Origin of the sequence: Herbaspirillum sp. SJZ107 (assembly GCF_006715485.1) — a bacterium.
In the GTDB taxonomy this organism is placed as follows: Bacteria; Pseudomonadota; Gammaproteobacteria; order Burkholderiales; family Burkholderiaceae_D; genus Telluria.
Window position 1 is genome coordinate 314,983 of the sequence record NZ_VFNH01000005.1, and the last position, 18,933, is coordinate 333,915.

Sequence of the window (18,933 nt, forward strand, 5' to 3'; positions counted from 1 at the left end):
ATCAGCGGCTGTAGTCGTACGGGGCGGGCAGGAAGTCCGCCATCGTGAACAGCACGACCGAGACCACCAGTGCGCCGAGCACGTAACCGAAACGCCACGGTTTTTCGCGCAGCGCCGCGACGCATTGGGCCGCAAGTTGACTGACCAGGCTTGCCATGCTTTTCTCCATTGAACTCAAGTCGGGCTAACGACTCAGCATAAAATGGAAGAAATTAGGCTGTCAATCTTGCGGCGCAATATCCGGCCTGCATGCGGTTAATGCGCCTCAGTGGTCCTCAGTGGCCCTCAGTGGCCATGCGTCAGGAACAGCACGATCACCACCCCCAACCCGATCAGCAGCACCTGCGGAATCGATTCGCGCAGCGTGGCACGGCGCTGCATCTGCGGCATCAGGTCGCTCACGGCGATGTAGATGAAGCCCGAGGACGCGAACACCAGCACGTAGGGCACCAGGTCGCTGGCGTTTTCCAGGGTGTAGTAGCCGAGCAGGCCGCCGGCCACCGCCAGCAGGCTGCACAACAGGTTGAAAATGTAGGCGCGCACGCGCGAAAAGCCGGCGTTCAGCAGCACGATGAAGTCGCCGATCTCCTGCGGGATCTCGTGGGCGATGATGGCCACGCCGGTGACGATGCCCAGTTGCGGATTGGCGAGGAAGGCGGCGGCGATCAGGATGCCGTCGGTGAAGTTGTGCATGCCGTCGCCGATCAGGATCATCCAGCCGGCCTTGCCGGCCTGCTGCGCGTCGTGGCCGTGATGATGGTGGTGGCCGTCGCCTTCGTGGTGGTGCGAGTGGCGCATCAGGGCCACTTTCTCCAGCAGGAAGAAGGCCAGCAGGCCACCGAGCAGGGTCGCGAACAGCTTGTGCGGATCCGCCTTCGACTCGAACGCCTCCGGCAGCGCGTGCAGCAATGAGGTGGACAGCATGATGCCGACCGACAGGCTGACCATGCGCTCGACCACGCGCGAGAGCAGGGTAAATGAAAACACCGCGGCAGCCGTGATGCTGACAACGCCCGCCAGCCCGGTGGCCAGCAGGATGGAGATGAGGACGGGATCGATTTAAGAGCCTCTTCTTATTGATCGTATGCGAGCCGGGCATTGTACCCTCCCCGGCCCGCGTCCGTGCAACTCGGCAGTACTCCCGGCTTCAGGCGACGCCGTGCTGGCGGAACCAGTCCAGGGTACGGTTCCAGCCGTCCTGCGCATCCCGCGCGTTGTAGCTCGGGCGGTAGTCGGCATAGAAGGCGTGGCCGGCATCCGGATAGACCACGAACTCGGAACCGCTGCTGCCTTGCGCCAGCGCGGCCTTCATCCGTTCCACGGTATCGAGCGGGATGCCGGTGTCCTGGGCAGCGTACAGGCCCAGCACGGGCACGCGCAGCGTCGGCGCGACGTCGACCGGGTGGCTGGTCTGCTTGTCGTTGGTGTCGCCGGCGAGGCGGCCATACCAGGCCACGCCCGCCTTCACTTGCGGGTTATGGCTCGAGTACAGCCAGGTCACGCGTCCGCCCCAGCAGAAGCCGGTGATGCCCAGCTTGTCGACGTTGCCGCCGTTCTGCGCAGCCCAGGCGACGCAGGCATCGAGGTCGCCGTTCACCTGGGCGTCCGGCGCCTGCGAGACGATGTCGCGGAACAGCGTCGGAATGTCGGCGATGGCGGACGGGTCGCCCTGGCGCACGAACAGCTGCGGCGCCAGCGCCAGGTAACCCTGCTTGGCGAAGCGGCGCGCGACGTCGGCGATGTGTTCATGGACACCGAAGATTTCCGAAATCACCAGGACCACGGGCAGGTCCGACTTGCCTTCGGGCTGGGCGCGATAGACGGGCACGGCCTGGCCATTCACGGCCAGGTCGATCCAGCCGGCGGTCAGGCCCTCGGTGTCGGTCGTGATCACGTTGGCCGTCGGTGGCGTGGCGGCAGCGAAGCCGGTGCCGCTTTTCTGGGAGTTATCTGTCATGGGGTCGTTTTTCGGTCGGGATAGCAAGGGGGGCTATCTTAGCAGCGGGGCCGGCGCGCTGCTGGCGCACACCTTGTTTCCTGAATGCATGCCAACCGGGTATTGACGCCTCATAAAGTCTTTGGCGGACGCTGCCTTACAGTGCGGCCTGACCTTATTTCTGGAGACACCATGCAACTGAAGCACGTCCTCGCAGCCTGCGCCATCGCCCTTCTGGCTGCCACCGCCACCGCCCCCGCACTGGCCCAGCAAGCGGCCGGCGTCACCCTCGGCCAACTCGGCTATCGCCTGCTCGACCTGGCGCCGGACGATGGCATCGACCCGTGGATCGGCTTCAACAGCCAGGCCGCCCACGGCTACGCGCACCTGTATGACCAGGAAGGAAACGAGATCGCGGGCACGGACATCGACCGTTTCGGCAGCACCGGCTTCGACAATCCTTACGCCAGCCTGCACGCCCGAACCAGTGCCGATGCCGCCAACGTGCTGCTGACGCTGTACAGCGGCTGGGGCTACGTGAGCGCCAACCGCAGTCTGCACTTTTTGCTGTCGCCACATACGCAGGTGACATTCAGCGTGGATGCCGACCTGTGGGCGCGGCCGGAAGCGCCCGGCGTGTCGTGGCCGACCGCGATGGCCGAGCTGTATGGTTCGCTCGATGGATTCAATGACGGGGAGCGCTTTACCGACACCTTCCGGCTCGAGGATGGCGTGCAGCACGGCACGCTGTCGGTGATGGCGGCTTCGCAGGGGGAATGGGCGGAAGGTCGGCTGGCGTTCGACGCGTATGCAGTGGCGGAGTCGCATGGGGTGCCGGTGCCGGAGCCGGAGACGTCGGCGCTGCTGCTGCTGGGTAGTAGTTTGACGGTGCTGGCGCCTGTCGGCAAGCGCAGGAAACGATAGAACGATCATATGCACGTCGTCCCCGCGAAGGCGGGGAACCATGCTGAATAACCGGATTCGGCACCTTGGAAGCAATACATCGCATCACAGCTACTTACTTCTGAAGCGCAGTACGGGTTCCCGCCGACGAGGGGACGATGTGGTTTCTTGCTCTGTGCGTGAAAGCGTTAGAGCGCTTGCTCCCAATTCCGCCCAACGCCCGTGTCGGCCACTAGTGGCACCTTCAGAGTCGCCACGCTTGCCATCAATTCCGGCACCTTCGGCTTGACCAGCTCCAAATCGGCCTCCAGCACTCTTAGTTTCGCCATATATAGCATATAGATGACTATACATCTGCCACGCCATTCACACTCAGTCTAATTCCAGCACCGAATTTTAGATGCACTTTAGGTGACCGGTGTCAGATTATGCAGTTCTCATAAAATGCTTACAGCATAATTTCTAGTAATTTTTTTTCACGCATTGCATAATCTATACACCTTCTGTGCTTAAGGCACTTACATGAAGCAAGCTACCCTAACTATCTTTCTTAATTTTTGATGAGCGCGATGACGACAATTTCCAGACTACCTGAGGTAAGAAGTTTATCTCAAATATTACCTTCCGGAACTGAAGGGGGCAAAGAGTTCGCGCGGATAGTAGATCTACTATTATTCTACGCGGCCAATCGAAATGGCAACTCTGTTAACTTATTTAGTGATCGGGCTGGAGATTATTATGGACTTGATAGCGTTTTAGAAAACCCTCTTAGAAAAGATCGCACTACAGGCTATCAGTACAAATTCTTTCCCTCTCCATTGTCAGCGTCACATCGCGCTGAAATTACAGCCTCACTTAAAAAAGCTATACAAAATCAAAAGTCTCTTAAATTGAAAAGATGGATCTTAGTAACTCCTGACGATTTGACAGAATCAGCAACAAGAAAGGATGGCGGCGATGTAAGCTGGTTCGCCTCATTAAAAGCCTCGTTAGGAGCAAAATTTGAAGTCGAGCATTGGGGCCATCGAAAATTACAAGCACTCTTTATTGATACACCACGTCTATGCCTGTACTACTATCCAGAAATTGTAAACGGCGGAATTGCGCAGCGCAAAAATTTCGTTGAAGTGAGAAAGATTTATGACAACAATATAATTGATGCAAACAGTCGAATAGAATTTATCGGAATGTCAGTCTACAAACCAGAAGCAACGCATGGTGTTCCAATTGAAGATATTTACATTCCAGTTTCAGTGCTCCCTTATTTAGATTCTGGCATTTCGCTAAAGACTGCTAGAACAAATCCGCTATCATTACTTGCGCCAGGCGCACGACATGTAATTCTAGGCGATCCAGGCTCGGGTAAATCGACATTATTGAAATTTTTACTTATGGTTGGGCAGTCAGAAAGACTACAAGGAAGATATCAAGCGAGCACAGATTGTCGTCTCCCTTTACTTGTGACCTTAAGGAAATACGGTGACGAACTAAAGAACAACAAAAATTTACCTCTGCTCGATTATATCTGCCAAACCATTCAAGCGGATCTTAGCATCGCAGACGCGGACAAAGAATTTGTACAATATTATTTGGAGGCAGGGCAGGCAATCGTATTATTCGATGGCATGGATGAACTCCCAGATTCAAGCTTCAAGCAATTAGTTCGCGACCGCATCTCATCATTTTTAAATGCGTATCCTCTGGCAACAGCGATTATTACCTCTAGAATAGTGGGTTATAGCCCTGCCTTCGGATTTAATCAAAACCGCTTTACCCACCACCAGGTGGCACCGTTATTGATTAAAGAAATAGAGTGTTTTGTTCGGGATTGGTACACTGCGCGAGTAGAAAACCGTCAAGCACGAGAAGCTAACATATCTGACTTACTTCGCATTCTCCAAAACCCAAATGCCACGGCAATCCGAACATTATCAGAAAATCCGCTACTCTTGACAATTGTTGCACTTGTTCATCGAATTGATGCCGTATTACCAGATGAACGAGTTGTGCTTTACCAAAAATGTACAGAGACCCTATTAAATACGTGGCACGTTTGGAAATACAAAGCTGGAGAAGATCTTTCTAGAAGAGGCAGAATCGAACGCACTAATCGTCGTAGAATTGAAACTCTTGCACTCTACATGCATAGAAAGTCTGGAGAGACAAAAACAGTATCTAGAGCCATCTTGCCGGAAATGGAAGTTCTTTCCATTCTCACCGAGGATATACTACGTCACGACGATGTGTTAGACATAGAAGAAGCAAAGGATGTGGCAGCAGACTTCCTAAACTTCATCAAACAAAAAGCCGGCTTATTAATCGAAGTTGGGAATAGTGCGTATAGTTTCATTCATCTGACCTTTCAAGAATATCTTGCTGCAACTGCACTGTCAGTTTCATTAGAAATGGATGGCGTTAAAAATTTATGGGAAGCATTATCGCTCCATATCTTTGATCCACGATGGCATGAAGTAATCAGACTGCTTATTGCTGGTTTGAAATCCGATGAAAGCCAAGCGTATATTGTTGAGCAAATATTAAAAATCGAAAAATCAAGTGCCAACTTACATACGGCAGTTTTATTGGGCGGACTCCTCATTGATAGTGTCAAAAGCGCAGAACAAAGCGCAGTTGAGATAACCGCCATTCTCTTTAAATATCTTAACGATTCGACCTCAAAAGAAGTTGGCTCCAACATAGTAACGTTGTTACAAACACTTTCAACAAAATATGTGAGCGAATGGAATGATGCATTTGTTCAAGTATGGCAAAGCGAGCTAAGGCTTAGAAGAGAAATGCTTCTATTGGTTATTGGAATGGGGCTTCCAGACCAACGCTGGCATTTTTTAACCGAGCCTAAACACCTGCCCGTCAGAAGCGATGAATTACAAACATTTTCCTTACTCCTTGGATCAGAGAATTTAACAAGCTCAATCGAGCGCTCATTAAAATTAAGGCTTAACGCCTATCATCAAAGCCTTGCTCAAGCATCACGTAGAGACAGATATGGGAATTTCACCAGCTATGTTGGACAAATAGTTTTTACTCTATGTGGACCTATACTGCGCCAGAAATATTGGCTCGATCTTCAAATAGGAGTTTTCCTAACAATGGGAGGACCATTTCAAGATCTATATTATAACGCCACGCTTTTTAGCTTAGGAACATCAGCTCCCACCTCGCCATTAAAAGAAGCACAACGGAATGCAGTAAGAAATTATTTATCATACTCAGATCCCAAAAGCCGCAGAATTAGCAGCTCACAGGCACACCGTCGCAATTCTAGAGAACACCTTAATGCTCTCCATAAAAAAATTCGGCTCTCTGTAGAAGAATTGAAAGCAGCACTACAAATAAATGTAGAAAGTAAGAGGAAAGAACAACTAGATAAGAGTGAAATCGAGCATAAAAGCCTTCGGACTTTGCGCGAGTCAGATAACCTCTCCGAAATTTCGATTCATGATTTTGTTCGCGAAACAGCCAAGGAACTCTCGGAAGACTCATCTAGACCAATAATCAATTTCACTCAAAAATGGGCATCAGTTGTTAATAATCACAATCTAATAACACGCTATCTAAACTTTTTAACCGACATATTAAAACTAGAGCCAGTAGGGCTGTGGAAGCAGGCTCTCCAATCCAAACTAATGCCTAGCTCTCTTTCTCGATTGCCATATTTTAACAATTTCAATCTATCCGAGTTGATGAGCAATTTTGAAAATCAAATTTTCACCGAAGCTGATATCTTAGAGGCATCCAGCTATCACCTTTACGATGTTTGGCTATACTATTTTGATGGCTATACAAATCCAGATGATAGCCCCATCAAGTCTTTAATACTTACTACCGATAGTATCAATCACCCTATTTTAAAAGCCGTCAAAGAAATTAGATCCGTAGCAATTTTCAGCCCGGCAAAACAGGAAATCCCAATTCTGTTAAACCTAGGTGTCCAATCGTAAGTAGAAGTGCGAATAATTCATTTATTCGCACCTGACGTTTTTCATTCAGATCAAAATCTTATTTAATATCTCATCCGAATTTATTACAGAGATCCTACCTCTAATGAGCCTCTTCCCAATTCCGCCCAACGCCCGTCTCGGCCACCAGCGGCACCTTCAGCGTCGCCACGCCCGCCATCAGCTCCGGCAGCCTCGTTTTGACCAGCTCCAGCTCGCCTTCCGGCACTTCCAGCACCAGTTCATCGTGCACCTGCATCACCATGCGCGTGCCCAGCCCGTCGGCCTCGATCCAGTCCTGCACCGCCACCATGGCCAGCTTGATCAGGTCGGCCGCCGTGCCCTGCATCGGCGCGTTGATCGCCGCGCGTTCGGCGCCGGCGCGGCGCGGGCCGTTCGGCGAATTGATCTCCGGGAGCCACAGGCGGCGGCCGAACACCGTTTCGACGTAGCCCTTGGCCTTGGCCGACAGGCGCGTCTCGTCCATGTACTGCTTGACGCCGGCGAAGCGCGCGAAGTAGCGGTCGATGTAGTTGCTGGCGGCGCCGCGCTCGATGCCCAGGTTCTGGGCCAGGCCGAACGCGCTCATGCCGTAGATCAGGCCGAAGTTGATGACCTTGGCGTAGCGGCGCTGCTCGCTGTTCACCTCTTCCGGCGCCACGCCGAAGACTTCGGCGGCGGTGGCGCGGTGGATGTCCTCGCCGGAGGCGAACGCGCGCAGCATCGCCTCGTCGCCCGAGATGTGCGCCATGATGCGCAGTTCGATCTGCGAATAGTCGGCCGACACGATCACGCTGCCCGGCGGCGCCACGAAGGCTTCGCGGATACGGCGGCCTTCGGCGTTCTTCACGGGGATGTTCTGCAGGTTCGGATCGCTCGACGCCAGGCGACCCGTGATCGCCACCGCCTGCGCATAGTTGGTGTGCACGCGGCCGGTGTTCGGGTTGACCATCTTCGGCAGTTTATCCGTGTAGGTCGACTTCAGCTTCGACAGGCCGCGATGCTCCAGCAGCACCTTCGGCAGCGGGTAATCCTCGGCCAGCTTCTGCAGCACCTCTTCGTCGGTCGACGGCGCGCCGGTGGCGGTCTTCTTGATCACCGGGAGCTTCAGCTTGCCAAAGAAGATTTCGCCGATCTGCTTGGGCGAACCGAGATTGAACGGACCTTCGGCCAGCTCATAGGCCTGCTTTTCCAGTTCCAGGATGCGCGCCGCCAGTTCGTTCGACTGCACGGCCAGCAGGTCCGCATCGATCAGCACGCCGTTGCGCTCGATCTTCTGCAGCACGACCGAGGTCGGCAGCTCGATCTTGCGGTAGATGTAATCCAGGCCCTTGTCGCTTTCCACATGGCCGATCATGGCCTGGTGCAGGCGCAGCGTGATGTCGGAATCCTCGGCCGCGTACTCGGTGGCGCGCCCCAGTTCGACCTGGTCGAAGCAGATCATGTTGGCGCCCTTGCCGCACACGTCGACGAAGGGGATCGTGGTGTAGCCGAGGTGGCGCAGCGCCATGGTGTCCATGTCGTGCGGCTTGTGCGACTCGAACACGTAGGATTGCAGCAGCGTGTCGTGCACGATGCCGCGCAACTTGATGCCGTGGTTTTCGAAGATGTGGGTGTCGTACTTCAGGTTCTGGCCGAGCTTGGGCTTGTCCGGGTTTTCCAGCCACGGCTTCATGCGCGCCAGCACCTCCTCGCGGTTCAGCTGCTCGGGCACGCCGGCGTAGCGGTGCGCCAGCGGGATGTAGGCGCCCTTGCCCGCTTCGACCGACAGCGAGATGCCGACCATCTCGGCCGTCATCGGATCGAGCGAGGTGGTTTCGGTATCGACCGAGGTCAGCTCGGCCCTGTCGATCAGGTCGAGCCAGCGCGCCAGCTGCTCCTCGGTGGTGACGGTCTCGTACTCGCCCTTGATGATCGGCATGCCGGGCTGGACGCCGGCCGCGCTGCCGGCCGCGCCTTCCGGCGAATTCAATGCGCCGTTGGCGTCGACATTCGCGCCCGGCGACAGGTATTTGCCCGGGTTGGCGCCGCCCGCGCCCAGTTCGCGCAGCATGGTCTTGAAGCCGTAGCGCTGGAAGAAATCGCGCAGGGCGTCCTTGTCTTCCGGACGGCCAACCAGGGATTCCTCGATCGAGACCAGGTGGCTGGTCAGGTCGCAGTCGGTCTTCACCGTGATCAGCTCGCGCCCTTTCGGCAGCCATTCCAGGGCCGCCTGCAGGTTGGCGCCGACGGCGCCGCCGATGCTGTGGGCGTTCTCGATCACGCCATCCAGCGAGCCGTGCAGGGACAGCCACTTGACCGCGGTCTTGGGGCCGCACTTGGTCACGCCCGGGACGTTGTCGACGGTGTCGCCGATCAGGGTCAGGTAATCGATGATGCGGTTCGGCGGCACGCCGAACTTGGCCACGACGCCGGCTTCGTCCAGCTTTTCGTTGCTCATCGTATTGATCAGCGTGACCTTGTCGTTGACCAGCTGGGCCAGGTCTTTATCTCCGGTCGAGACCACGGTGTTCATGCCGCGCGCGGTCGCCTGGGCCGCCAGGGTGCCGATCACGTCGTCCGCCTCGACGCCTTCGACCATCAGGATCGGCCAGCCCATGTGGCGCACCACTTCGTGGATCGGCTCGATCTGCTTGGCCAGGTCTTCCGGCATCGAGGCGCGCGTGGCCTTGTACTCGGGATACAGATCGTCACGGAAGGTCTTGCCCTTGGCGTCGAACACGCAGGCGATGTAGGCGGCCGGGAAGTCGGTGCGCAGGCGGCGCAGCATGTTGACCATGCCGTGCATGGCGCCGGTCGGATGGCCGTCGCCGCTGCGCAGGTCGGGCAGTGCGTGGAAGGCGCGGTACAGGTAGCTGGAACCGTCGACGAGAAGGAGAGTATTGTCCATGGAAACTGAAATCGGGTGGGCCGCGGCGGACGCGGCGAATCGGTGCCATTATCGCAGAATCGGCCATCGGAAAAGCACGGCCCGGGTTGCACTCGGTATGCACTACAGATGGGGACGCTTCGACACTTTCACAGGGAGCGGGCGTGTTTGTTACAATGGCCAAATCGACAAAGGTGACCCTTATGCTGCGCTCATTTTCCACCCTGAAACTCTCCATGCCGCTGTCGGCAGCCCTGCTGGTGCTTGCCGCCGGCCAGGCCGCAGCCCAGCAAGGCAGCTCGCAACCGGCCCAGAACCAGACGCCGCCGGCCAACGTGCAGCGCATCGAACCGGGCAGCGACGTGCCGGCCACCAATATCCCGCCGAAGCGCGGTACCGAGATCACCGAACACCGCAACAACAGTGGCCAGGTCACCGAAGTCGAAGTCACCGCCGGCGGCAGCCACTATTACATGCGGCCGAACAACCAGCCGGGCAACGCGCAGACCACCGCGATCCGCGCGCCGCAGTGGAAAGTGGGCGAGTTCGACCTGAGCGGCAAGCGCCGCGCCGGCAACGAAGCCGGCCAGAACACCCCGACCACAGCCGATGCACCGCCGCCGCCGCCGATGCCCGCCGGTCCGGGACCCGACACCAAGTAAGCCATCGCCTCGATCGGCTGCCCGATGCGCGGCCGATTTTTCGAGCCTTTCATTGCCCCCACTTCACCACGACAATGGCAGTATTCACCTCGGTCACACTGGACGATCTGTCCCAGTGGATCAAGCAGTTTCCCCTTGGCCAAGCCCTCAACCTGCAGGGCATTGCAAGCGGCATTGAAAACACCAATTTCTTCCTGACCACCGAACGCGGCGAGTTCGTCCTCACGATTTTCGAAAACCTCAGCTTCGAGCAGCTGCCCTTCTATGTGCAGCTGATGCGCCACCTGGCCGAGCGCGGCGTGCCGGTCCCGGATCCGGTGGCCAACGAACGCGGCGAACTGGTGGTGCCCCTGCACGGCAAGCCTTCGATCATCGTCAGCAAGCTCGACGGCGCGTCGCAGATGGACCCGCAACCGGTGCACTGCGCCGAAGTCGGCGCCATGCTGGCGCGCATGCACCTGGCCGGGCGCGATTTCACGCTGCAGCAGCCGAACCTGCGCGGCCTCGACTGGTGGACCGAGACCGTGCCCGGCGTCCTGGCCCACCTCGATGCGGACACGGCCGCCCTGCTGTCGTCGGAACTCGCGTTCCAGCAAGAATTTGCTGCCACCGACACCTACCGTGCGCTGGCGCGCGGCCCGGTGCATGCCGACCTGTTCCGCAATAACGTGATGTTCGTCGGCGACAAGCTGAGCGGCTGCTTCGATTTTTATTTCGCGGGCTGGGACAGCTGGCTGTTCGACATCGCCGTCACCGTCAACGACTGGTGCATCGACCTGGCCACCGGCGCGCTCGACCCGGCGCGCGTGCAGGCGCTGACCCATGCCTACCACGCGGCGCGCCCGTTCACCGCGGCCGAGCAGGAAGCCTGGCAGCCGATGCTGCGCGCCGCCGCGCTGCGCTTCTGGGTGTCGCGCCTGCATGACTTTTACAAGCCGCGCGCGGCCGAGATGCTGACGCCGCACGATCCGACCCACTTCGAGCGCGTACTGCGCCAACGCCTCCAGACGCCCGCACCCCGGCTGACCGCATGAACAAGCTCCCCGCAAGTACCGGCTGGGATTGGCTGAAGCAAGGCATCGGCCTGTTTCGCAAGCAGCCGGCCGCCCTGACCACGCTCCTGTTCGCCACCATCCTGTTCAGTCTGCTCCTGGGCCTGGTGCCGCTGTTCGGCCCCCTGCTCGGACCGGTGCTGGTGCCGTCGCTGTCGATGGCCGTCATGCAGGCCTGCCTGATGATCGAGAACGGCGAGCGCGTCACGCTGTCCGTGCTGCTGACCGGCTTCCGCAAGCCGGCACTGGCGGCCCTGTGCAAGGTCGGCCTGGTGTACCTGGGCGTCTGGCTGGTCGAAATGGGGATCGTGGCACTGACCCTGGGGCCGGAATTCTTCCAGAAGGTGGCCGAGAGCCGGCAGTCGGCCAAGGACGAAGCGCAGATCATGGCGGCGGCGCCGCTGTTCATGACCTTCTTCTGCATCATGATCGTCAACATGCTGATCATGATCACGCTGTATTTTGCCGGACCGCTGACCTACTGGAAGCACATGAGCACCGGCAAGGCGCTGTTCTACAGCTTCTTCGCGGTGGTGCGCTCGGCGCGCGTGTTCCTGGTGCTGCTGCTGGCCTGGTTCGGGCTGTTCTTCGTGCTGGTCTGGATCGCGCAGCTGCTGTTCCGCGAAATCTGGATCGGGCAGGTAGTGGTGATGTGGGTGGTGTTCCTGTTCGTGCTGCTGCTGCAGTGCGCGATGTATGCGGGTTATCGCACCATTTTCGGCAAGCCCGAGGGGTCAGCCACATACGCTGCATGAACGCGTGGACGGGTTCTCCGTCCACCGCGTCCAACGTACGCCGGCACAAACGGCTTACCGCCCCACCCGCTCCAGCTTGGCCACCGATAGGTCCAGCACCTTCATCCCCGCCGCGCCGAAATTGATCTGCGCGCGCGCACTGCCCGCTCCGCCCTCGATGTTGACGATCACGCCCTCGCCGAAACGCGCGTGCGCCACGGTCTCGCCGATGCGCCAGCCGGTGCCGTTCCCAAGAGCACTCGTCGACTTCTGCGTGATCTGCTTGGCGATCTGGTTGTCGACGCCGCCTTCGCGGAAGTTGGCGTCGTCCCAGGCCGTGGTCGACTTGCGGCCGGCGAACCAGTTGGTCTGCACGCGCGGCGACAGCCACTTCAGCGATTCCTCCGGCAGTTCGTCGAAGAAGCGCGACTTCATGTTGAAGCGGGTCTGGCCGTGCAGCATGCGCTGCTGGGTGAAACTCATGTACAGGCGGCGCCGCGCGCGCGTGATCGCCACGTACATCAGGCGCCGTTCCTCGTCGACGCCATCCATCTCGCGTGCACTGCTCTCGTGCGGGAACAGGCCCTCTTCGATACCGGTGATGAAGACGGCATCGAATTCCAGGCCCTTGGCCGAGTGCACCGTCATCAGCTGCATCGCTTCCTGGCCGGCCTGGGCCTGGGCGTCGCCCGCTTCCAGGGAAGCGTGCGCCAGGAAGGCCGACAGGGGCGACATCACGGTCGCCAGCGGCGCATCGGCGTCGATGATCTCGACCCCGTCGGCATTCACGATGGCTTCGCCGCTGGCAGCGATGGCCTGCGGGCCGAGGTGGGCCGGCGTGTGGGTACCGAAGCCCTCTTCCTGCACGAACTGGGTGGCGGCGTTGACCATCTGCTGCAGGTTCTCGATGCGCTCCTGGCCCTCTTTTTCCTTTTCGTAGTGCGCCAGCAGCGTGCTGCGCTCCAGCACCACGCGCACCATTTCCGGCAGCGGCAGCTGCTGGGTCTCGAAGCGCGCGCTTTCGATCAGCTTGACGAAATTGCCCAGCGACGAACCGGCCTTGCCGGTCATGTGGGGCACCGCCGCGTACAGCGACACGCGGTGGGCGTCGGCCGCCATCTGCAGCTGCTCGATCGAGCGCGCTCCGATGCCGCGTGTCGGGAAGTTCACCACGCGCAGGAAGGCCGAATCGTTGTGCGGGTTGTCCATCAGCTGCAGGTAGGCGATCGCGTGCTTGACCTCGGCGCGCTGGAAGTAGCGCAGGCCGCCGTAGACGGTGTACGGCAGGCCGGCCGCGAACAGCGCGTGCTCGATGACGCGGCTCTGGGCGTTGGAACGGTACAGGATCGCGATCTCGTTGCGCGACATGCCCTCGGCCATCAGGCTCTTGGCTTCCTCGATGATCCACTGGGCTTCCTCGAGGTCGGACGAGGCTTCGTACACGCGCACCAGTTCGCCCTGGCCGGCGTCGGTGCGCAGATTTTTACCCAGGCGCTTGGCGTTGTTGGCGATCAGCAGGTTGGCGCTGTCGAGGATGTGGCCGTGCGAGCGGTAGTTCTGCTCCAGCTTGATCAGGTTCTTGACTTCGAAGTCGCGCTCGAAGGCCTGCATGTTGCCGACGTTGGCGCCGCGGAAGGCATAGATGCTCTGGTCGTCGTCGCCGACGGCGAAGATGGCGCCGCCGGCCGGCTCGTTGTGCCCCGCCAGCAGCTTCAGCAGGTTGTACTGCAGGTCATTGGTATCCTGGAACTCATCGACCAGGATGTGGCGGAAGCGCATCTGGTAATGCTGGCGCAGCGGGTGGTTGCGCTGCAGCAGCTCATAGGCGCGCAGCAGCAGTTCCGCAAAGTCGACCACGCCTTCGCGCTGGCACTGGTTGTCGTAGGCTTCGTACAGCTCGACCATGCGGCGCTGCACGTGGTCGTAGGCTTCGACGTCGTGCGCGCGCAGGCCCTGGTCCTTGTTGTTGTTGATGAAGTACATCAAGTCCTTGGCCGGGTACTTCTCGTCGTCGACGTTCATCGCCTTCAGCATGCGCTTGATCATCGACAGCTGGTCCTGGCTGTCCAGGATCTGGAAAGTCTGGGGCAGCGCGGCGTCGCGGTGATGCGTACGCAGCAGGCGGTTGCACAGGCCGTGGAAGGTACCGATCCACATGCCGCGGGTATTGATCGGCAACATCGTCGACAGGCGGGTCAGCATCTCCTTAGCCGCCTTGTTGGTAAACGTCACCGCCATGATGCCCGCCGGCGACACCTGCCCGGTCGTGATCAGCCACGCGATCCGGGTGGTCAGGACACGGGTCTTGCCCGAGCCGGCGCCGGCCAGGATCAGGGCACTTTGGGACGGCAGCGTGACGGATGCCAGCTGTTCGGGATTCAGGTTGTCGAGGAGATTCATGCGGGCATTATACCGTCGGACCATGCCACCGGCGTCGCGGGGATGGGTTTTTACTGATCATATATACAGTATCACAACAGGCGATATTGATGTTTTCGCGACGCCATTTAGCGGTTTGCAATCTTTCCGCACGGCTCGCTGGCGACATGGTGCGCACGGATACCGTACTTTTGGCAGCAGATGTGTTCTTCAGACCGCCCGCCCCGCCAAGCTGCGGGATTGCGGGCTGCGAACTTTATTGCCATAAGGAGGCTGAATATGCTGAACCGTGTCGTTACCGTCGCCGCCCTCGCCGTGGGTGGTGCACTGCTGTCGAAACAATTGAAGAAAAACAAGGGCTCCGGCCTGGACTCCGCGATCGTTGAAACGATCGAGGTCAATGTCCCGGTGAACACGGCCTATAACCAGTGGACCCAGTTCGAGGAATTCCCGCAGTTCATGGCCAGCGTCCAGGAAATTCGCCAGCTCGACGACAAGCACCTGCACTGGAAAGCCAATGTCGCCGGCGAAGTCAAGGAATGGGATGTCGAGATCACCGAACAGATTCCGGACAAGCGCATCGCCTGGCGCAGCACCAGCGGCGTGCCGAACGGCGGCGTCGTTACCTTCCACAAGATTTCCGATGACGTGACCCGCATCGCCCTGCAGATGGATTACCAGCCGGAAGGTCCGCTGGAAAAACTGGGTGACGCCTTCGGTGCCGTGCGCATGGAAACGCGTGGCAACTTACAAAAATTCAAGGAAATGCTGGAAAAACGCGGCCGCGAAACCGGTGGCTGGCGCGGCAGTATTTCCCAGCATTAAGCGGTCATCCGCTGCCAAAACGCCGCCTTGTGCGGCGTTTTTACATTTTGTGACCAAACATCCCGGCGCTGCGCTCATTTCGGGACTACCATGGTTTTAAGACAATCAGGAGAAACCATGGCCAGCATCCACCACCCCAATGCCCGGCGTCCGCGCGATGCGTTCGCAGAAAGCCCGATCAAGACCTTGCGCCGCGACCACGACTTGATCCGCAAGCTGGCCGATAAATATCTCAACGGCCATAGCCTGGATGTGCGGCGCCAGGCCGCGATCCAGCTGGTGCAGGCCATCCACACCCACTCGCGCCTGGAAGAAGCGGTGTTCTATCCCGGCGTGCGCAAGATCGAACCTAACCTGGTTGCCCACTTCGAGGAAGAACACCTGAACGTCGACGACATGCTGGCGGCGCTGCAGGGCATGCATATCGACGAACGGCGTGCCGACATGTTGATGCGCGACATGATCCAGTCGACCCTGGCGCACATCCGCGAAGAAGAAGAGGAACTGTTCCCCATGCTGGAACTGGCCCAGCTGGACCTGAGCGCGGTTGCGCTGGAAATGCAGGTGTTCGAAGCGAACCTGGTGCACATGCAGGCCCAGTTCGGCAAACTGGGAGTGCGCCATTGAAGCCTGTTCACTCCGTGCAAAAAACGACAACGCCACCCTCGGGTGGCGTTGTTATTCATAAGGCTACCAAGGCAATTACCACACGCGGCAGCGCTTTTCCTTGACCATCGGCTGGCCCGCCTTGCACTGGAAGGCTTGCTGGAACTGTGGCATGTTCACCACCAGCCCGTTCACGCGGAAGCGGCCCGGCGAGTGCGGGTCGGTCATGGCGGTCACGCGCAGGTTTTCCGGGCGGTCGTTTTCGCAGGCCCACTGGGCGTTGCCGATGAAGAAGCGCTGCTCCGGCGTGAAACCGTCGCGCGGCTGCGCTTTCGCCGGCATGTTCGCCATTTCTTCTTTCCACGCCATCCAGCCCAGGATCAGGCCGCCCAGGTCGGCGATATCCTCGCCCAGCGTCAGCTTGCTGTTGATCTTGATGTCGTCCACCACCGTGTATTGCGCATACTGGTCGACGATGCACTGGGCGCGCTCTTCGTAGGCCTTGGCATCCTTCTTGGTCCACCAGTCCTTCAGGTTGCCGTTGGCGTCGAACTGGCGGCCTTCGTCGTCGAAGGCGTGGGTCAGTTCATGGCCGATGGTGCCGCCGGTGTTGCCGTAGTTCGGCGCGTCATCCATCTTCGGGTCGAACAGCGGCGGCTGCAGCACACCGGCCGGGAAGTTGATGTCGTTCATCTGCGGATTGAAATAGGCGTTCACCGTCGGCGGCGTCATGCCCCACTCGCTGCGGTCGAGCGGCTTGCCGATCTTGGCCAGGTCACGCCGCTGTTCGAAGATGTTGCCGCGCACGACGTTGCCGGCGAAATCGCCCGCCTTCACGTCATAGGCACTGTAGTCGCGCCATTTGTCCGGGTAGCCGATCTTGTTGACGATCGCGGCCAGCTTTTCCTGCGCCTTCTTCTTGGTGTCCGCGCTCATCCAGTCGAGCGACTCGATGTCCTTCTTCATCGCGTCTTCGATCTGGCGCGTCATGTGCAGCGACTTGGCCTTGAGTTCCGGCGAGAAGGCGCGGCTGACGAATTCCTGGCCCAGCGCTTCGCCCAGCTGGCGGTCGACCAGCGCCACGCAGCGCTTCCAGCGCGGCGGCTGTTGCTGCACGCCGCGCAGGGTCTTGCTGAAGAAGTCGAAGTGCTCGTTGTCGAAATTCGAGGCCAGTGCCGGCGACAGGGTGCGCGCGACGTGCCAGCGCAAATAGGTACGGGTCGACGCGATGTCGCCGGTCTTCCACATCTGGCCCAGCGCCTTGAAGAAGGCCGGCTCGGTGACGTTGAAGGTCTTTTGCTTGCCCTGGCCCAGTTCATCCAGGTAAGCCTGCCAGTCGAAGCCCGGGGTCAGCGCCTGCAAGCCTTTCGCGTCGACCTTGTGGAACAGTTTATAGGGATCGCGCTTGTCGACGCGCGACAGCGACGCCTTGGCCAGCGCGGTCTCGATGGCCATCACGCGCGCGGCTTCGCGCTGCGCCTGCTCCGGGGTATCGCCCAGCAGCTTGAAGGTGTTGGCGATGTGGGCCACGTAGTTGGCGCGGATCTCCTTGGAGCGCGCGTCCGTCTTGAGGTAGGAGTCGCGGTCCGGCAGCCCCAGGCCGCCGGCAACGGCAAACGCGATCACGCGCGAGGAATCGCCGTAGTCCTGGCTCGAGCCGAAACCGAAGTACAGGCCCTGGTCGGCCAGCGCCAGCTGCAGTTTCGCCAGCACGCGCGGCAGGTCGCGCTGGGAGCGCAGGCCGGCGATCTGGTCGAAGTAGGGTTTCAAGGGCTCGGCCCCGCGCGCCTCGATCGCGCGCTCGTCCATGCAGGCGCCGAAGTAGTCGCCGATTTTTTGCTGGCTCACGCTGCGCCCGTCCTGGCGCTTGGCCAGGTCTTCCAGGATGCCCCACAGGTAGCGGCGGTTGTCCTGGGCCAGCTTGCCGTACACCGACCAGCGCGCCTGGTCGGCCGGGATCGGATTGTTCTTCATCCAGCCGCCGCAGGCATACTGGTAGAAGTCGACGCAGGGATCGGCGCTGCGGTCCATCGCATTCACGTCGAGGCCCGGCGTGTAGGGGAATTCGGTGGCCGGACGTTCCGCCCTGGCCGCAGGGGCAGCGGGGGTGGCGGGCGCAGGCGTGGTGGTCTGGGCAGTGGCAAGGGCGCCAAGTCCGGCCAAAGTGGCGGACACGGCAAGGCGAACGAACTGGCGCATGGGCAGGTTCCTGGTGGGATGCTTGAAATGAGAACGCGCCGCTTGGTGAGCGGCGCGTTGACATGCTGCCATATAAATACCAGCCGGACAATATTTACCAGGTGGCAAACAACACCGGCCAAAGTGAAAACGGCGGCTGCTCCGTCAGGAACAGCCGCCGTTTCGGTCAGCTTCTTGCTACGAGAAGCCGATTAGAACTTCCAGACCACGCCGACGCTGTAGTTGGTCGAATCGCTCGATGGCTTCTGGACTTCGAAACGGCCCGACAGCTGCGGGTTGAAGTTGTAGTTCAGGCCGATACCGTACAGGCCGCCGTCGGTGTCGTCGCCGTAGGTGATGCCGCCCGCCTTGGCTTCAGCGCGCAGGTTGTTGTAGCCCAGACGGCCGTACACGTCGAACTGGGCGTTCAGCGGGTAGGAGCCGACCAGCGACAGGTGGGTCTGCTTGGCCTTGACGTCGGTACCGAACACGTCGAACTTGCCCAGGTAGCGGTAGCCCAGTTCGACTGCGAAGAACTGGTTGAAGCCGTAGCCCAGGAAGCCGCCAAAGCTGGTCTTGTCCTGGTCGAAATCGTCGATCTTGGTCGAACCGACGTCCAGGCCGCCGTAGAAGGCGGTCGGGGCGGCAGCGAACGAGGAGGAAGCCACCAGGGCCAGGGCTGCAGCGGCAACAATTTTCTTCAACATGGTAATGTCCTGATCAATAAATATGTATTGAGCAATTGAGTTAATTTGTCAATTGCAGAGAAGCAATTATAACCATTCAATGACAGGCTTGCACGCCGCTGGTGCAATCGTGCCCTGGTTTGT

General features: G+C 59.2%; 14 protein-coding genes. 7 read left to right on the forward strand and 7 right to left on the reverse strand.

The features are described 5' to 3' along the window. Position 1: 1 nt before the first annotated feature. From FBX97_RS29760 to FBX97_RS27175, 3 genes are all read right to left on the reverse strand, one after another. A complete protein-coding gene (locus FBX97_RS29760) occupies positions 2–157 on the reverse strand; it encodes a hypothetical protein (protein ID WP_185748772.1) in 156 nt (51 codons plus the stop codon). 128 nt (positions 158–285) lie between these two features. Further along, positions 286–1,035: a ZIP family metal transporter gene (locus FBX97_RS27170; protein ID WP_141838680.1), complete on the reverse strand. Its 750-nt coding sequence runs from the start codon at positions 1,033–1,035 to the stop codon at positions 286–288. A 112-nt stretch (positions 1,036–1,147) separates the two neighbouring features. Beyond that, positions 1,148–1,957, reverse strand: coding sequence for a dienelactone hydrolase family protein (locus tag FBX97_RS27175; RefSeq protein WP_141838682.1), 810 nt, complete (start codon positions 1,955–1,957; stop codon positions 1,148–1,150). A 171-nt stretch (positions 1,958–2,128) separates the two neighbouring features. Here FBX97_RS27175 and FBX97_RS27180 point away from each other — a divergent pair, with 171 nt between their 5' ends. Together FBX97_RS27180 and FBX97_RS27185 are read left to right on the forward strand one after the other, a co-directional pair. Then, complete coding sequence (locus tag FBX97_RS27180) at positions 2,129–2,860, forward strand: hypothetical protein (protein ID WP_141838684.1); 732 nt, start codon at positions 2,129–2,131, stop codon at positions 2,858–2,860. Between the two features lie 548 nt (positions 2,861–3,408). Then, positions 3,409–6,801 carry an NACHT domain-containing NTPase gene (locus FBX97_RS27185; protein WP_185748773.1) on the forward strand — a complete coding sequence of 1,131 codons (3,393 nt, stop codon included), beginning with the start codon at positions 3,409–3,411 and terminating at the stop codon, positions 6,799–6,801. Between the two features lie 100 nt (positions 6,802–6,901). Here the strand turns inward: FBX97_RS27185 and polA are convergent, their stop codons facing one another. After that, positions 6,902–9,688, reverse strand: a complete 2,787-nt coding sequence (gene polA / locus FBX97_RS27190; RefSeq protein ID WP_141838688.1) for a DNA polymerase I — start codon at positions 9,686–9,688, stop codon at positions 6,902–6,904. Positions 9,689–9,870: 182 nt separating this feature from the next. Here polA and FBX97_RS27195 point away from each other — a divergent pair, with 182 nt between their 5' ends. The 3 genes from FBX97_RS27195 (at position 9,871) to FBX97_RS27205 (ending at position 12,136) form a co-directional block, all read left to right on the forward strand. Then, positions 9,871–10,329, forward strand: coding sequence for a hypothetical protein (locus FBX97_RS27195; RefSeq protein WP_141838690.1), 459 nt, complete (start codon positions 9,871–9,873; stop codon positions 10,327–10,329). Positions 10,330–10,403: 74 nt separating this feature from the next. Further along, positions 10,404–11,363: a homoserine kinase gene (locus FBX97_RS27200; protein WP_141838692.1), complete on the forward strand. Its 960-nt coding sequence runs from the start codon at positions 10,404–10,406 to the stop codon at positions 11,361–11,363. Then, positions 11,360–12,136: a BPSS1780 family membrane protein gene (locus FBX97_RS27205; protein ID WP_141838694.1), complete on the forward strand. Its 777-nt coding sequence runs from the start codon at positions 11,360–11,362 to the stop codon at positions 12,134–12,136. Before FBX97_RS27200 ends, FBX97_RS27205 begins: the two co-directional genes overlap by 4 nt. Positions 12,137–12,190: 54 nt before the next feature. Here the strand turns inward: FBX97_RS27205 and FBX97_RS27210 are convergent, their stop codons facing one another. Then, positions 12,191–14,515, reverse strand: coding sequence for a UvrD-helicase domain-containing protein (locus FBX97_RS27210; RefSeq protein WP_141838696.1), 2,325 nt, complete (start codon positions 14,513–14,515; stop codon positions 12,191–12,193). Between the two features lie 258 nt (positions 14,516–14,773). On the opposite strand from FBX97_RS27210, the gene FBX97_RS27215 reads away from it, so the two are divergent. Together FBX97_RS27215 and FBX97_RS27220 are read left to right on the forward strand one after the other, a co-directional pair. Further along, positions 14,774–15,319 (forward strand): SRPBCC family protein, encoded by a 546-nt coding sequence (locus FBX97_RS27215; RefSeq protein ID WP_141838698.1) that lies wholly within the window; start codon positions 14,774–14,776, stop codon positions 15,317–15,319. Positions 15,320–15,436: 117 nt separating this feature from the next. Then, positions 15,437–15,946, forward strand: coding sequence for a hemerythrin domain-containing protein (locus tag FBX97_RS27220; RefSeq protein WP_185748774.1), 510 nt, complete (start codon positions 15,437–15,439; stop codon positions 15,944–15,946). 75 nt (positions 15,947–16,021) lie between these two features. On the opposite strand, the gene FBX97_RS27225 is transcribed toward FBX97_RS27220, so the two are convergent. Continuing rightward, entirely contained in the window at positions 16,022–18,124 is a 2,103-nt protein-coding gene (locus FBX97_RS27225) for a M13 family metallopeptidase (RefSeq protein ID WP_141838702.1), read from the reverse strand. 191 nt (positions 18,125–18,315) lie between these two features. Then, complete coding sequence (locus FBX97_RS27230; RefSeq protein ID WP_141838704.1) at positions 18,316–18,810, reverse strand: outer membrane beta-barrel protein; 495 nt, start codon at positions 18,808–18,810, stop codon at positions 18,316–18,318. Between the last annotated feature and the right edge of the window lie 123 nt (positions 18,811–18,933).

Excerpts from the sequence above, each read along its gene's own strand:
- FBX97_RS27175 (WP_141838682.1), bottom strand. The coding sequence starts at position 1,957 with ATGACAGATAACTCCCAGAAAAGCGGCACCGGCTTCGCTGCCGCCACG.
- FBX97_RS27230 (WP_141838704.1), bottom strand. The coding sequence starts at position 18,810 with ATGTTGAAGAAAATTGTTGCCGCTGCAGCCCTGGCCCTGGTGGCTTCC.
- FBX97_RS27200 (WP_141838692.1), top strand. The coding sequence starts at position 10,404 with ATGGCAGTATTCACCTCGGTCACACTGGACGATCTGTCCCAGTGGATC.
- FBX97_RS27180 (WP_141838684.1), top strand. The coding sequence starts at position 2,129 with ATGCAACTGAAGCACGTCCTCGCAGCCTGCGCCATCGCCCTTCTGGCT.
- FBX97_RS27220 (WP_185748774.1), top strand. The coding sequence starts at position 15,437 with ATGGCCAGCATCCACCACCCCAATGCCCGGCGTCCGCGCGATGCGTTC.
- FBX97_RS27205 (WP_141838694.1), top strand. The coding sequence starts at position 11,360 with ATGAACAAGCTCCCCGCAAGTACCGGCTGGGATTGGCTGAAGCAAGGC.
- FBX97_RS27215 (WP_141838698.1), top strand. The coding sequence starts at position 14,774 with ATGCTGAACCGTGTCGTTACCGTCGCCGCCCTCGCCGTGGGTGGTGCA.
- polA (WP_141838688.1), bottom strand. The coding sequence starts at position 9,688 with ATGGACAATACTCTCCTTCTCGTCGACGGTTCCAGCTACCTGTACCGC.
- FBX97_RS27225 (WP_141838702.1), bottom strand. The coding sequence starts at position 18,124 with ATGCGCCAGTTCGTTCGCCTTGCCGTGTCCGCCACTTTGGCCGGACTT.
- FBX97_RS27210 (WP_141838696.1), bottom strand. The coding sequence starts at position 14,515 with ATGAATCTCCTCGACAACCTGAATCCCGAACAGCTGGCATCCGTCACG.
- FBX97_RS27195 (WP_141838690.1), top strand. The coding sequence starts at position 9,871 with ATGCTGCGCTCATTTTCCACCCTGAAACTCTCCATGCCGCTGTCGGCA.
- FBX97_RS29760 (WP_185748772.1), bottom strand. The coding sequence starts at position 157 with ATGGCAAGCCTGGTCAGTCAACTTGCGGCCCAATGCGTCGCGGCGCTG.
- FBX97_RS27185 (WP_185748773.1), top strand. The coding sequence starts at position 3,409 with ATGACGACAATTTCCAGACTACCTGAGGTAAGAAGTTTATCTCAAATA.